At 61.9% G+C, this 13,262-nt stretch carries 13 protein-coding genes and 2 riboswitches; of the genes, 10 read left to right on the top strand and 3 right to left on the bottom strand.

Annotation, left to right across the window (positions count from 1 at the left end; all coding sequences use genetic code 11):
* Nucleotides 1-15: 15 nt before the first annotated feature.
* Nucleotides 16-1,155 carry a glycine cleavage system aminomethyltransferase GcvT gene (gcvT, locus tag BJF91_RS12270; protein ID WP_075614811.1) on the bottom strand — a complete coding sequence of 380 codons (1,140 nt, stop codon included), beginning with the start codon at nucleotides 1,153-1,155 and terminating at the stop codon, nucleotides 16-18.
* 153 nt (nucleotides 1,156-1,308) lie between these two features.
* A riboswitch (glycine riboswitch) is annotated at nucleotides 1,309-1,396 on the bottom strand.
* Between the two features lie 348 nt (nucleotides 1,397-1,744).
* On the opposite strand from gcvT, the gene BJF91_RS12265 reads away from it, so the two are divergent.
* On the top strand, nucleotides 1,745-2,284 hold the full coding sequence (locus BJF91_RS12265) for a copper chaperone PCu(A)C (protein WP_075614810.1): 540 nt from the start codon (nucleotides 1,745-1,747) through the stop codon (nucleotides 2,282-2,284).
* Between the two features lie 88 nt (nucleotides 2,285-2,372).
* On the opposite strand, the gene BJF91_RS12260 is transcribed toward BJF91_RS12265, so the two are convergent.
* The gene (locus BJF91_RS12260) at nucleotides 2,373-2,588 is read right to left on the bottom strand and encodes a hypothetical protein (protein ID WP_075614809.1); all 216 of its coding nucleotides are present in this window, start codon (nucleotides 2,586-2,588) and stop codon (nucleotides 2,373-2,375) included.
* 146 nt (nucleotides 2,589-2,734) lie between these two features.
* Complete coding sequence (locus BJF91_RS12255) at nucleotides 2,735-3,031, bottom strand: hypothetical protein (protein WP_075614808.1); 297 nt, start codon at nucleotides 3,029-3,031, stop codon at nucleotides 2,735-2,737.
* Nucleotides 3,032-3,365: 334 nt separating this feature from the next.
* Between BJF91_RS12255 and BJF91_RS12250 the strand changes: the two genes are divergently transcribed.
* The 9 genes from BJF91_RS12250 to cobO all read left to right on the top strand — a co-directional run bounded on the left by BJF91_RS12250 (nucleotide 3,366) and on the right by cobO (nucleotide 13,261).
* Nucleotides 3,366-4,358 carry an RluA family pseudouridine synthase gene (locus BJF91_RS12250; protein ID WP_075614807.1) on the top strand — a complete coding sequence of 331 codons (993 nt, stop codon included), beginning with the start codon at nucleotides 3,366-3,368 and terminating at the stop codon, nucleotides 4,356-4,358.
* Nucleotides 4,355-5,008: an HAD-IA family hydrolase gene (locus BJF91_RS12245; RefSeq protein ID WP_075614806.1), complete on the top strand. Its 654-nt coding sequence runs from the start codon at nucleotides 4,355-4,357 to the stop codon at nucleotides 5,006-5,008. The genes BJF91_RS12250 and BJF91_RS12245 overlap by 4 nt, the downstream gene beginning before the upstream one ends.
* Nucleotides 5,009-5,016: 8 nt before the next feature.
* Nucleotides 5,017-5,802: an ATP12 family chaperone protein gene (locus BJF91_RS12240; protein ID WP_075614805.1), complete on the top strand. Its 786-nt coding sequence runs from the start codon at nucleotides 5,017-5,019 to the stop codon at nucleotides 5,800-5,802.
* Nucleotides 5,803-5,864: 62 nt separating this feature from the next.
* Entirely contained in the window at nucleotides 5,865-6,332 is a 468-nt protein-coding gene (locus BJF91_RS12235; protein ID WP_075614804.1) for a hypothetical protein, read from the top strand.
* Between the two features lie 56 nt (nucleotides 6,333-6,388).
* Nucleotides 6,389-6,769, top strand: a riboswitch (cobalamin riboswitch).
* 133 nt (nucleotides 6,770-6,902) lie between these two features.
* Nucleotides 6,903-7,220, top strand: coding sequence for a hypothetical protein (locus BJF91_RS12230; RefSeq protein WP_075614803.1), 318 nt, complete (start codon nucleotides 6,903-6,905; stop codon nucleotides 7,218-7,220).
* A 3-nt stretch (nucleotides 7,221-7,223) separates the two neighbouring features.
* A complete protein-coding gene (gene cobU, locus BJF91_RS12225) occupies nucleotides 7,224-7,751 on the top strand; it encodes a bifunctional adenosylcobinamide kinase/adenosylcobinamide-phosphate guanylyltransferase (protein WP_075614802.1) in 528 nt (175 codons plus the stop codon).
* Between the two features lie 5 nt (nucleotides 7,752-7,756).
* Complete coding sequence (cobW, locus tag BJF91_RS12220; RefSeq protein ID WP_075614801.1) at nucleotides 7,757-8,830, top strand: cobalamin biosynthesis protein CobW; 1,074 nt, start codon at nucleotides 7,757-7,759, stop codon at nucleotides 8,828-8,830.
* 4 nt (nucleotides 8,831-8,834) lie between these two features.
* A complete protein-coding gene (cobN, locus tag BJF91_RS12215) occupies nucleotides 8,835-12,620 on the top strand; it encodes a cobaltochelatase subunit CobN (RefSeq protein WP_075614800.1) in 3,786 nt (1,261 codons plus the stop codon).
* Nucleotides 12,617-13,261 (top strand): cob(I)yrinic acid a,c-diamide adenosyltransferase, encoded by a 645-nt coding sequence (cobO, locus tag BJF91_RS12210; RefSeq protein WP_075614799.1) that lies wholly within the window; start codon nucleotides 12,617-12,619, stop codon nucleotides 13,259-13,261. The genes cobN and cobO overlap by 4 nt, the downstream gene beginning before the upstream one ends.
* Nucleotide 13,262 lies beyond the last annotated feature (1 nt).

Genomic DNA, 13,262 nt, shown 5'->3' with positions numbered 1-13,262 from the left:
CTGTCGATGGGTGGGTCAGCGTTTGTAGGTGGGGGTGATGAAGGGCATGGCAGCAACGGTCATGGCCAGATATTTGCCGCGTACCTCCGCGAAAACCTGGGTGCCGGGGGCTGAATGGCTGGTGGGCAGATAGCCCATGGCAACCGGGCCTTCGACGGTTGGGCCAAAGCCGCCCGACGTGACTTCGCCGATTTCCTGGCTGCCCTCGGCATCCGCAAACAGCTTGGCATGGGCGCGCACCGGGGCCTTGCCCTCTGGCTTCAGGCCGACGCGGCGGCGCGCCGGTCCATTGGCAAGTTCGGCCAGAATGCGGGCTGCACCGGGAAAGCCTCCTTCGCGCTCGCCACCGGCGCGGCGCACTTTTTGGATGCCCCATTCGATGGCGCCTTCCACCGGGCTGGTGGAGGTGTCGATGTCATTGCCATAAAGGCAGAGCCCGGCTTCGAGCCTGAGCGAATCGCGTGCGCCAAGGCCGATTGCCTCGCAATCGGGGTGGTCCAGCAGCGCCTTTGCCAGCGCCTCGGCCTTGTCTGCCGGCACGGAGATTTCAAACCCGTCCTCGCCGGAATAGCCGGAGCGTGAGACGATGCAGGCGGCACCAAGCAGGGTCACGTCACTGATGTCCATGAAGCGCATGGCTGTAACGGCCGGATTGAACGAGGCGAGAACCGCTTCCGCTTTCGGCCCTTGCAGGGCCAGCAGCGCCCGGTCATCCAGCAGCTCGACTGTGCAGACCGAAGACAGATGCGCCTGCATATGGGCGGTATCGGCCTGTTTGCAGGCAGCGTTGACGACGACGAACAGGTGGTCGCCGCGATTGGCGATCATCAGGTCATCGAGGATGCCGCCGTTAGCGTCGGTGAAGAACCCATAGCGCTGGCGTCCTTGCTTCAGGCCGAGGATATCGACGGGCACCAGGCTTTCCAGCGCCAGCGCTGCGTCCTCGAGTTTACCGGAGAGCGGCTTGAGCAGGACCTGGCCCATATGGGACACGTCGAACAGGCCGGCACTTGCGCGGGTATGCAGATGTTCCTTCAGCACGCCGGCGGGATATTGCACCGGCATGTCATAGCCGGCAAAGGGCACCATGCGGGCACCGAGCGCAATATGCAGGGCGTGAAGCGGGGTCTGTAACAGAGGGGTCTGGTCGTCCAAGAGGCGTCTCCACATTGGCGCTTTCGCGCAAAGGCTCAAGGTCCGGGCATGGCTGCGCCGGTCGTTCATGAGCCCCCTCTGTCCGTGTGCCTGAGATTGTTATCCCTTCGGCGCGGCTTGCTGATCAAAGCAAGCCTCTCTCCAGAGTGCAGTCGACGCCTTGTGGTCCTTTTGCCTGAGAGTTTCCGGGGCGGTTGCTCCTTCGGCACCGGATCGAACCGGTTTCTCCCAACAAGGTCATTGGCCATTATCCGGGGGCGATGGCTCTTGGCAAGAGGCCTTACTGCATAATTCCTTAAATCGGGATCGATTTAAGGGAGAAATTATGCAGCAGAGCTAAAGTGCTATAGCGAACTTTGCGCGCCATGTATGGCGCGCGGCGCTGTAGTCGTCACCGGCCATATTTTTTTCGCAGCAGGGAAAAGGCCCGCTTGATCCACCGCAATTTGCCGGCAAGCTAGCATGGTAAAAGCAAAGTTATTGTAAGACCGGTGGCAAAGAGCGCATGGTCTTGGACATGCTTGCAACCGGAAGCCGGATTCGACAGACGGCACGCCCTTTTGCGAGTGGATTATAGGGAGAGAGAATAATGACCAATCGATTTTTAGCATCCGCAATGATCGTCATGCTTGCCGCTGGAGGAGCTGCGGCCGAGGACATGAACCATGCGGGCATGGCCGGTATGTCTGGGGGCAGCATGTCCAATGACGCGGCGTCCGCCGTGCCGGAGCAGGCAGCCAAGGCACAACTCGGTTCGCTGACGCTGAGCGACGGTTATCTGAAGGCCATGGTCCCCGGTCAGCCTGTCGGCGGCGGTTTCGTGACGATCCGCAATGACGGCAAGGAGCCGGACAGGCTGGTGTCGATCGCGACGCCGCTCTCGACCCGGGGCGAGCTGCATGAAATGTCCATGCAGGGCAGCATCATGAAAATGCGCAAGGTGCCTGACGATTTCGTCATCGCTCCCGGCCAGACGCTGACAATGGAGCCGGGCGGCTACCACCTGATGTTCATGGGCATGAAAATGCCGTTCAAAGCCGGCGAGACCGTGACCGTGACGCTGACATTCGAAAAGGCTGGCAAGGTGGATCTGCAAATGCCTGTCGTCATGATGCACGGTCGCCTCTGACATCAATGACAAACGAGAACGCCGGCCTGATAACCTTTGATTGGCTTATCAGACCGGCGCTCTCAAATCTCTTTCGCTCATGACCGGTTTAGCCGGTGCCGGGATCGACGTTATCGCGGTTGTTCTGGTCCGTCAGCGTGCCGCTGCCGGGGGTCTTTTCATGATCGGTGAGGTGGTCCTTGGAATGCGGCCCGGCTGGCGAATGGTCTGGCGCATGCGCGGTGCCAGCACCAGACGATTTGTCGAGAGGCTTGGATTTCTCGACGTGTTCGACGGCATTGCGTGCCTTGACGTCCTTATTCATCGCGAACCTCCTTCCTGTGTCCCGCAGGCCCCGCAAGGCGGGCGGTGACGGTTGCAGCACATTGAGCGAATTGGTCGCCGGCAAAGCGATCCATCATCCTCTTGTGCTAGGAAACAAACGTCGGGGAGGGGTGGAGGTTCCAGGCCTCAGGAGGCGGAGGCGCCGTCTTCGGCTTCCTGATAGGCCTGCTTTGTTTCTTCCAGGCTAGCGCGCGGCTGCTTGTTTTCGCCGGCTTTCATGAAATGCAGACCGATGGCCGAGCTGTCGCGCAGGGTCTCGATCGCGGTGCGGCTGATCCCTTGCGTTTTGGCGATTTCCTTTTTGATGCTGATCTGGCGGTTGATCTGCTCGACATAGGGGGAGCGACCGGTCTTATTGATCGGTTTCAACGTGTCCGAGATGTAGCCGGCCGTGGTGGCCGAAACCGAAAGGATCTGCGTCATGGCTCTTACCGGAATCTTTTTGTCCTGATGTATTTCATCATGACAACCTCTCCCGCTGTTTAAGCCGAAAGGTTGCATTTTACCGAAAGGACGAAATTACGATCTCTTCCGGGAAAATCCCGGGGATAGAGCCGGATTATAGCCCTTTTTCCTCAATCGGGTTTTTTCGCAATCGCGGTTTCCCACCGGCGTTGAAATGAGGTAAAGCCAGCGCTTAACAGGTGTGCGGCGCTGAAGGCGCGGGCGCGCCGAACCTATTGAAGTGCCCGGCTTTGCGCCCGTAACCCCCTGTGGCCCTTGGGCGGCACGCTGGAAGAGAACGAAAGACGACCTCATGGCAGGCATAGAACATATTACCGTCGGGCCCGACGAGGCCGGCATGCGCCTCGACCGGTGGTTCAAGATCCACTATCCGGGCCTCGGCTTTGGCCCGCTGCAAAAGTTGCTGCGTTCAGGCCAGGTGCGCGTCGATGGCGGTCGAGTGAAAACCGACGCCCGCGTGCAGCCGGGCCAGGTGGTGCGCATACCGCCTCTCGATGTCGACGCGAAGGCCCCGAAGACCGGCCCGATTGCCTCCCATGACCTGAAACACGCCGGTGATGGCGAGTTGCTGTCGCGCATGCTGCTGCATGAAGATGAGAAGGTGTTCGTGCTGAACAAGCCCGCCGGTCTTGCGGTGCAGGGCGGTTCCGGCCTCAACCGCCATATCGACCAGATGCTGGAAGCCTGGACCAGCAAGAAGGGCGAAAAGCCGCGCCTTGTGCATCGTCTCGACCGCGATACCTCAGGCGTGCTGGTCGTGGCCCGCACCCGCGGTGCTGCCCAGAAGCTGACGGCGGCCTTTCGCGAGCGCGACACCAAGAAGACGTACTGGGCGCTGGTCAAGGGCGTGCCGCGCAAGCATGACGACAAGATTTCCACCTGGCTGGTCAAGGAACAGACCGAAGACGGCGACCGGATGCGCATTGCTAAACATGGCGAAGACGGCGCCGATCACGCCGTCTCTTATTACCGCGTGCTGGAGACGGCCGCGCAGAGCTTGGCCTGGCTGGAAATGGAACCCTATACTGGCCGCACGCATCAGCTGCGCGTGCATGCGCTGCATATCGGCCACCCCATCATCGGCGACCCCAAATATTTCGTGGACGACCCGAACTGGGATTTCCCGGGTGGCATGCAGAAGCGGCTGCATCTTCATGCCCGTCATATCGATGTTCCCCATCCCGATGGCGGGCGTCTGCGGGTGACCGCGCCGATGCCGCCGCATATGGTGCAGAGCTGGAACCTGCTGGGTCTCGATATGGAAAACGGCGGGGATTTCGCGTGAAGCTGGTCCTGTTCGATTGCGACGGAACGCTTGTCGACAGCGCCGCCACTATTCACGAAGGCATGCGCCGGACCTTTCTCGCCTTCAACAAGCCGGAGCCGACGCTTGCGGCCACGAAGGCGATCATGGGCCTGACCCTTGATATCGCCATTGCCCGGATCGACGGCAAGCAGCATGTGGATGACGAGGCGGTTGCGATGCGCGACCATTACAAAACACTATTTACTGAAATCCGTGGTGCGCCCGGCCATAGCGAGCCGCTGTTCGATGGCATCCGCGCTGTCATAGAGCGGCTGGCCGCCGAAGACGAGATCCTGATCGGTGCGGTGACGGGCAAATCCCGGCGCGGGCTGAACTATGTGCTCGACGCTCACGGCTTCCAGTCCTATTTCGTCGTTTCGCGCACGGCAGACGATTGCCCGTCCAAGCCGCATCCGGCCATGGTCACCGAATGCTGCGACGAGACCGGAATGGACTTGAAGGACACAATTGTCATCGGCGATGCCATCTATGACATGCAGATGGCGAAAAGCGCCGGTGCCAAGGCCATCGGCGTCAGCTGGGGCAGCGCCAGCACCGAGCAACTGCGGCAAAGCGGTGCCGATGTGGTCGTGCATCGGGCCGAAGAGCTGCTAGCCCATCTTTTGTGAGTGAAATCATGCGTGACATTTTCGAGGGCCTGACGCCCGAACTCAGTGATCCCGATCCCGTTCGCCGGGCCCAGATCCAGATGAAGAAGCCGCTGCCCAAGCGCTTTTACACTGACGTCACTGTTGCCCCTGATGATGGCGGCCATGCCGTGCTGCTCGACGGCAAGACGGTGAAGACTCCGGCGCGCCATGCGCTGGTTCTGCCGAGTGTTGCCTTGGCTCAACTGGTCGCGGCTGAATGGCGGGCTCAGGCAGAGTTGATCGACCCCGGCACCATGCCTGTAACGCGCCTCGTCAATACGGCGCTGGACGCCGTCAGCGGCAATGTCGAGGACGTCGTGGCCGATCTTCTGCGCTTCTGTGGCAATGACATGCTCTGCTACCGGGCAGATACGCCCCAGGAACTGGTGGAACGTCAGGCCAAGGCCTGGGATCCGGTTCTCGCCTGGCTGGAGACCACCCATGGTGCCCGGCTGCTAGTGACGAGCGGCATCATCCACCAGGCGCAGCCGCAGGCAGCGATCGATGCCTTTGGCCAAGCGCTTGCCTCCTATCGCGACGGCGTTTCGCTCGCCTGCCTGCATGTCATGACGACGCTCACCGGATCGCCCGTGCTGGCGCTGGCGCTGGCAGATGGGCATCTGAGCCTGCAGCAATGCTGGGCGCTGGCGCATCTGGACGAGGACTGGACCGAGGAGCATTGGGGCAGCGACGACGAAGCCCAGGCGCGCCGCGCCGCCCGCTTTATCGACATGCAGGCCGCCTATAACGTGTTGAGAGCCCTCTCGGCTTAAGCCTGCTGCAAGCTCTCGCATGGATGGTCCGCGCCGGAGTCCTTCTTCGGAGTGTCACGTCCATGCATCGCTTGCGTTTCCTCTTTGCCCTTTCCGCCTGCCTGGCCGCCTGCCTAGCCCTTGCCGGCTGCATGGCCGACCTGTTTCATTCCACACCGAAGAAGTTCTACTACGACATTCGGGCCGTCACCGTGCTGGCTGGCCCAAAAGTGCCGGTGGCGCTGATCGAAGGCGTGGAGCGTCGGCTGTCTGCAGCTGTTGATGCCACGGTGCGCCCCGAGGTCCTGCCACGGGTTATCCTGACTGTCAGGGTGGAAAGCATGGCCGGTCAACTTGGCCTCGATAAGCAGCATAACGAAGCCCTGGTTCAGGTCAGCGCCGCATCGGTGGAAACGGGTGAGGTGGTTGCCAGGGGGGAATTCAAGGTGCTGACCATCACCAACGATCCAGGTCTTGGGCCGGAGAGCCTGGCGGAAGAGATTTCCGCGCGGATACGGTCGCTTTTCTATCTCAGAATGCCAAAAATGTAGCGGTGGGAGGCAAAAGGCCGTAGCCGCCTCCCAGATTGACTTCATGTCTCATTCTGCTAACCCTAGGTTTGGATGGTTTTTGGCCTGAAGAGATTGAGGCTGAAAAGCAAAAGGGAATGCGAAGGCCTGGACCCAGACAGGGCAGACCAAACGCAGCCGACCCCGCGACTGTAGAACAGCGAGGGTTTTCCATCCGGCTTGAAAAAGCCTTGGCATGACAGGCCGCGTGGTGCGGACGGTGCGGGGCTCGACAGGCCGGAAAAGCCACTGAAGTGGTGAAACGATCTGCCGGGGTTGGACGCCTCTTTATCTACGAATCGTCCGCCTTTTCGTTTTCGCCAAGACCTTCGGGAAGGTGAGGGAAATCCGCAAGCCGGCCAGATCAAGGCCGGCTCGACGCTGTGAGCCAGGAGACCTGCCGTCCGTGACGGGCGAAAGCCCAACTGGGAGAGATCCCGACGCCAGCACGGAGGTTGTCGTGGCGCAACAGATTACCAGCGGGCCGGTCCGGCGCCGCTTGGCGGCGTATTTGCCGCTCGATCTAAACTCTCCGATCGCGGGAGAGTGGTCATGACGATGGCGTCTTCATTTCGGAGCACGTCCTCGCGTAGCGTGATCGCTTCCTTCGTGCTGCTGGTTCTGGCGGCGCTGGTCTTTGCTATACTGCCCTTTTCCAATCATCATTCTATCGATCCGCAGTCACGTCCGGCGGCGGAGTTGCCGACGCATGAGCCGACAGCGACCTATTCCACCTTCGGTGGGTCGGTTGCCACGCCGCGTCCCGATCTCAGATCCCAGCCCTTGCCGCAGGCCAAGGCAGGCGATCCCGGCTGGCCAGCTTTCGCGCCGCGCTCCGGCGGTCTTTACGCACCTGCGGATGGGCGCTGACCGATGACTGAACAGACATCGAAGCGCGTCTTCGTTCTCGGGGGCGCGCGCTCAGGCAAATCCCGCTTTGCCGAAGGGCTTTGCACCTTCAGCGGGCTGGAGCGCCATTACGTGGCGACCGGCCGGGCGTGGGATGACGAGATGCGCGCCCGTATCGAGCAGCACAAGCATGATCGCGGGCCACTCTGGCAGACCCATGAGGAGCCGCTCGCGCTGGTCGAGCGGTTGCGCCAGATCGATGCGGCCGGCCGCATTGTTCTCGTCGATTGCCTGACGCTGTGGGTGACCAATCTGATGATGGAAGAGGGCCGCGATATGGCCGGCGAGGCGCAAGCGCTGGCCGGGCTTTTGCCGCAACTCAAGGCTTCCGTCGTCCTCGTTTCCAATGAAGTTGGCCTCGGCATCGTGCCTGAGAACCGGATGGCGCGGGAATTCCGCGACCATGCCGGACGGCTGCACCAATCGATTGCGGCCAGCGCCGACGAAGTCTATTTCGTTGCCGCCGGTCTGCCCCTGAAAATGAAAGGCTAAGACCCATGCTCCTGCAAAAAATCCCGGTGACTGTGATCACCGGCTTTCTCGGTGCCGGCAAGACGACGATCATCCGCAACATGCTGATGAATGCCGGTGGCAAAAAGATCGCGCTGATCATCAACGAATTCGGCGATCTCGGCGTCGATGGCGAGGTGCTGAAGGGCTGCGGCGCGGAAAACTGCACCGAAGACGACATTATCGAGCTGACCAATGGCTGCATCTGCTGCACCGTCGCCGACGATTTCGTGCCGACCATGCAGAAGCTGCTGGCGCGGGACGTGTTGCCCAACCATATCGTCATCGAAACCTCAGGCCTTGCCTTGCCGCAGCCGCTGGTCGCGGCCTTCAATTGGCCCGACATTCGCACCCGCGTTACTGTTGACGGCGTGGTGACCGTCGTCGATAGCGCCGCCGTTGCCGCCGGCCGTTTTGCTGACGATCACGACCGGATCGATGCCCAGCGCGCCGCCGATGACAGTCTCGATCACGAAAGCCCGATTGAGGAACTGTTCGAGGATCAGCTGACCTGCGCCGATCTGATCGTACTCAACAAGACCGATCTTCTCGATGCCGATGGTCTCGCGTCCGTTCGCTCTGACGTCTCGGCACGGCTTTCGCGCAAGCCCGCCTTGATCGAGGCGAAAAATGGCGAGGTGCCTGTGATGGTGCTGCTCGGCATCGGTGCCGGCTCGGAGGCCGATATCGACAACCGCAAGAGCCATCACGAGCTGGAGCATGAGGCGCTACATGCCAGCGGCGAGGCGCATGACCATCATCACGACCACGACGAATTCGACAGTTTCGTTGTCGATCTGCCTGAGGTGCGCGATCCCGGCCTGTTCGTCGACCGCTTGAAGGATGTGATCGAAGCCCATGATGTGCTGCGGCTGAAAGGCTTTATCGATGTGCCTGGCAAGCCGATGCGGCTGGTGGTGCAGGCCGTCGGCAGCCGCATCGATCATCATTACGACCGCCCCTGGACCTCTGGCGAGGCGCGCGGCACACGGCTGGTGGTAATCGGCCTGCACGATATCGACCAGACGGCAATTGCCGACGCCATCCGAAAGGCAGCCTGAGTCGATGCATCTGCTGCTGGCCCAGCAAGGCGCGATCGGCGATCCGGACGAGGCTGTCGATCTCGGTCAGACGCCGGGCGACATCCTGTTCCTGTCTGCCGCTGACACCGAGCTTTCGGCCGTTGCCGGTGGCTTGGCGCGGACGGCAGGGGGGAGCCGCTGGCGGCTGGCGAGCCTGATGGCGCTCAAGCATCCGATGTCGGTCGACACTTACATCGAGCGCACCGCCCGCCATGCCCGGTTGATCGTGGTCAGGGCGCTGGGTGGCGCCAGCTATTTCCACTATGCGCTGGAGGCGCTGCATGCCTGCGCCCGCCGACACGGTGCGCAGATCGCCGTTCTGCCTGGCGACGACAAACCGGATGCCGGGCTCGACGGCTTTTCGACGCTTGATGCCGAGGATATGTCGGCGCTGTTTGCCTATCTGACCGAAGGCGGGGACAGCAATACCGGCCATTTCATCGGTTATGCCGAGGCCTTGATCAGCGACAGGCCAAAGCCGCAGGCGGCGGCACCGCTGCTGAAAGCCGGGCTGTGGTGGCCGGGGCGTGGCGCTATTGCGTTGGAGGACTGGCCGGGGCTGTCAGGCAGTGAACCTGTTGTAGCCCTCTGCTTCTACCGGGCTTTGGTGCAGTCAGGCGAAACCGCGCCGGTGGAGGCGATGGTTGAGGCCTTGCAGGCGGAAGGCTTGCGGGTTCTCCCGGTCTTCGTCGCCAGTCTCAAGGATGCGGTCTGTGTCGAGACGTTGAGGGCGATCTTCGCCGAGGTCGCGCCTGATGTCGTGGTCAACACGACAGGCTTTGCCGTTTCCGTACCCGGTGCCGAGGCGCCCTCGACCGTGCTGGACGAGCAAGGGGCCGTCGTGCTGCAGGCGCTGTTTTCCTCGTCGTCGCGCACGGTGTGGGAAGCATCGACGCAAGGGCTGAATGGGCGCGACCTCGCCATGAATGTTGCGCTGCCTGAGGTGGATGGGCGGGTGCTGACCCGGGCCGTGTCCTTCAAATCAGCCGCGCGCTACGATGCCACCGTCGAGGCGACGCTGGTCTCACACGCGCCCGATCCAGGCCGCATGGCCTTTGTCGCCAAGCTTGCCGCCCGCTGGGCGCGGCTGCGGCAGCTGCCGACCTCCGAGCGTCGGGTGGCGCTGGTCATGGCCAATTACCCCAACCGCGATGGACGGCTCGGCAATGGCGTCGGCCTCGATACGCCGGCGGCCAGCTTGAATGTGCTGCGGGCCTTACGCGATACGGGCTATGATATCGGGGATCTTCCTGATGACAGTGACGCTCTGATGCAGTTGCTGATGGATGGCGTCACCAATGCGGCGGTGCGCGGCCGGATCGTGCGTGAGCGCTTGATGCTTGCCGATTACGCCGGCTTCTTCGAAGGCCTGCCGGGTAAGATCCGCGCCGAGGTCACGGCGCGCTGGGGAGAGCCGCAGGCCGATCCCTTCTTCACTGACGACGGCTTTGCGCTGCCGCTGATGCGCTTCGGCAGGGTCATGGTCGGCATCCAGCCGGCGCGAGGCTATAATATCGATCCGAAGGACAGCTATCATTCGCCGGATCTGGTGCCGCCGCATGGCTATTTCGCTTTCTACGCTTATCTGCGCCAGACATTCGGCATCGATGCCGTGATCCACATGGGCAAGCATGGCAATCTCGAATGGTTGCCCGGCAAGGCACTCGCGCTCAGCGAAGACTGTTACCCGGAGGCAGCGCTCGGCCCCCTGCCGCATCTCTATCCCTTCATCGTCAACGATCCCGGCGAGGGCACCCAGGCCAAGCGCCGCGCGAGTGCGGTCATCATCGACCATCTGACGCCGCCGCTGACGCGGGCTGAAACCTATGGGCCGCTGAAGGATCTGGAGGCACTGGTCGACGAATATTACCAGGCCCAGGGCGGCGATCCGCGCCGGGTAGCGCTGCTGAAAACTCAGATCATGGATCTCGTCGCCGATATTGGCCTCGACGCCGATGCGGGAATCGAGACGGGCGAGGTAGACGAGGTCAAGCTCACGAAACTCGACGCCTATCTCTGCGATCTCAAGGAAATGCAGATCCGCGACGGCTTGCATATTTTTGGACAGGCGCCGGAGGGTCGGCTGTTGACAGATCTGACCGTCGCCCTGGCGCGGGTGCCGCGAGGCCAAGGGCAGGGCGGAGACGCCAGTTTGCAGCGGGCGATTGCTGCGGATGCGGGGTTGGGCGGTTTGAATGGCGACGAAAAGCTCGTGAATGCTAAGCCATTCGATCCGCTCGATTGCGATTTCGCCAGCCCATGGACCGGCGCCAAACCCGCCATTCTGCACGCGGTCATAGAGGCTCCATGGCGCACGGTAGGTGACACTGTGGAGCGGATCGAGCTGCTCGCAGCAAGGCTGGTGTCTGGAGAGGAAACCTGTCCGGTGGATTGGGCGAGAACGAAAGTCGTGCTCGACCAGATCGAAATGAAGCTCAAGCCGAGCGTGCAAAAATCCGGACCGGCCGAAATCGCCGGCTTGTTGCGCGGGCTCGAGGGCCGGTTCGTTGCGCCAGGTCCATCCGGCGCGCCGACGCGGGGCCGGCCGGACGTGCTGCCAACGGGCCGCAATTTTTATTCAGTCGACAGCCGCGCCGTACCGACGCCTGCGGCTTACGAACTGGGGCAGAAATCCGCGGAATTGCTGATTGCCCGCTATGTGCAGGACCATGGCGACTGGCCGGTATCCTTTGGTATCACCGCCTGGGGCACCAGCAATATGCGCACGGGCGGCGACGATATCGCCCAGGCGCTGGCGCTGATCGGCGTCAAGCCGCTCTGGGATGCCTCGTCGCGGCGGGTGACCGGCTATGAGATCATTCCGCCAGCCAAGCTCGGGCGGCCGCGCGTCGATGTGACCCTGCGGATCTCGGGCTTTTTCCGCGATGCGTTTCCCGATCAGATCGCGCTGTTCGACAAGGCCGTGCGCGCCGTTGGCGCGCTTGACGAAGATGCGGCTGACAATTCGATTGCAGCAAGGATCAAGACCGAGACGCTTGGTTTTCAGGCGCAGGGACTGGATGCCAGGACGGCGAGCCGCCGGGCCGGCTACCGCGTGTTCGGCTCGAAACCGGGCGCATACGGTGCTGGTTTGCAAGCCTTGATCGATGAGAAGGGCTGGGAAAGGCGCGGAGATCTCGCCGAAGCCTATCTGGTCTGGGGCGGCTACGCCTACGGCGCTGGCGAAGAGGGCAAGGCAGAGCGCGGCCTGTTTGAAGAGCGGTTGCGCAGCGTGCAGGCGGTGGTGCAGAACCAGGACAATCGCGAGCATGATTTGCTCGACAGTGACGATTACTACCAATTCGAAGGTGGCATGACGGCGGCTGTGGAGCAGGTGTCGGGCAAGCGCCCGACTGTCTATCACAACGATCATTCCCGGCCGGAGCGGCCTGTTATCCGCACGCTGGAGGAGGAAATCGGCCGGGTGGTGCGGGCGCGGGTCGTCAATCCGAAATGGATCGACGGCGTCATGCGGCATGGCTACAAGGGCGCTTTCGAGATCGCGGCGACGGTTGATTATCTCTTCGCCTTTGCGGCCACGACAGGTGCGGTGCGCCAGCCGCATTTCGAGGCTGTCTACCGCGCCTTCATCGCCGATGAGCGGGTGCGGGCCTTCATGGACGAGAAGAACCCCGATGCGCTGAAGGAAATGGCTGAGCGGCTGTTGGAGGCCATCGCACGTGGGCTCTGGACGCCGCGCAGCAATTCGGCGAGATATGATTTGTCGCAGCTCTCGCAACAGAGCGAACCGGAGACTAGCAGACCATGACCGAGCCAAGCCAGGACGCCACCATGTCAGCCTCGCCTGAGGATCTTGCCCGCCATGCCGAGAAGATGGCCAAGAAGAAGGCTGCCCGCGACAAGATCATGGCGACCAAGACCGGCGAGAAAGGCCTGATCATCGTCCATACCGGCAAAGGCAAGGGCAAGTCTTCCGCCGCCTTCGGGATGATCTTCCGTCACATCGCCCATGGCCGCAAATGCGCCGTTGTGCAGTTCATCAAGGGCGCGATGTCAACAGGCGAGCGCGATCTTATCCTGCGGCATTTCTCCGATCTCTGCGAATTTCACACGATGGGCGAGGGCTTTACCTGGGAAACCCAGGACAAGGCGCGCGACATGGCGATGGCCAAGGCCGCCTGGGAAAAGGCAAAGGAGCTTATTCGCGACCCCGCCAATACCATGGTTTTGCTCGACGAAATCAACATCGCCATTCGCTATGATTATATCGAGCTTGCCGATGTGCTGACCTTCCTCGCCGAGGAAAAGCCTGCCATGACCCATGTCGTTTTGACCGGCCGCAACGCCAAGGACGAGCTGATCGAGCTTGCCGATCTGGTCACTGAAATGGAGCTGATCAAGCATCCGTTCCGCTCCGGCATCAAGGCGCAGATCGGCGTGGAATTTTGAG

This window comes from Gillisella taibaishanensis (genome assembly GCF_001938985.1).
Classification (GTDB): domain Bacteria; phylum Pseudomonadota; class Alphaproteobacteria; order Rhizobiales; family Rhizobiaceae; genus Allorhizobium; species Allorhizobium taibaishanense.
This window is presented reverse-complemented; position numbering and strand designations above follow the sequence as displayed.

What these genes read in the sequence shown, in the direction of transcription:
- BJF91_RS12265 (WP_075614810.1), top strand. Translation starts at nt 1,745, where the DNA reads ATGACCAATCGATTTTTAGCATCCGCAATGATCGTCATGCTTGCCGCT.
- BJF91_RS12260 (WP_075614809.1), bottom strand. Translation starts at nt 2,588, where the DNA reads ATGAATAAGGACGTCAAGGCACGCAATGCCGTCGAACACGTCGAGAAA.
- BJF91_RS12255 (WP_075614808.1), bottom strand. Translation starts at nt 3,031, where the DNA reads ATGACGCAGATCCTTTCGGTTTCGGCCACCACGGCCGGCTACATCTCG.
- BJF91_RS12250 (WP_075614807.1), top strand. Translation starts at nt 3,366, where the DNA reads ATGGCAGGCATAGAACATATTACCGTCGGGCCCGACGAGGCCGGCATG.
- BJF91_RS12240 (WP_075614805.1), top strand. Translation starts at nt 5,017, where the DNA reads ATGCGTGACATTTTCGAGGGCCTGACGCCCGAACTCAGTGATCCCGAT.
- BJF91_RS12235 (WP_075614804.1), top strand. Translation starts at nt 5,865, where the DNA reads ATGCATCGCTTGCGTTTCCTCTTTGCCCTTTCCGCCTGCCTGGCCGCC.
- BJF91_RS12230 (WP_075614803.1), top strand. Translation starts at nt 6,903, where the DNA reads ATGACGATGGCGTCTTCATTTCGGAGCACGTCCTCGCGTAGCGTGATC.
- cobU (WP_075614802.1), top strand. Translation starts at nt 7,224, where the DNA reads ATGACTGAACAGACATCGAAGCGCGTCTTCGTTCTCGGGGGCGCGCGC.
- cobW (WP_075614801.1), top strand. Translation starts at nt 7,757, where the DNA reads ATGCTCCTGCAAAAAATCCCGGTGACTGTGATCACCGGCTTTCTCGGT.
- cobN (WP_075614800.1), top strand. Translation starts at nt 8,835, where the DNA reads ATGCATCTGCTGCTGGCCCAGCAAGGCGCGATCGGCGATCCGGACGAG.
- cobO (WP_075614799.1), top strand. Translation starts at nt 12,617, where the DNA reads ATGACCGAGCCAAGCCAGGACGCCACCATGTCAGCCTCGCCTGAGGAT.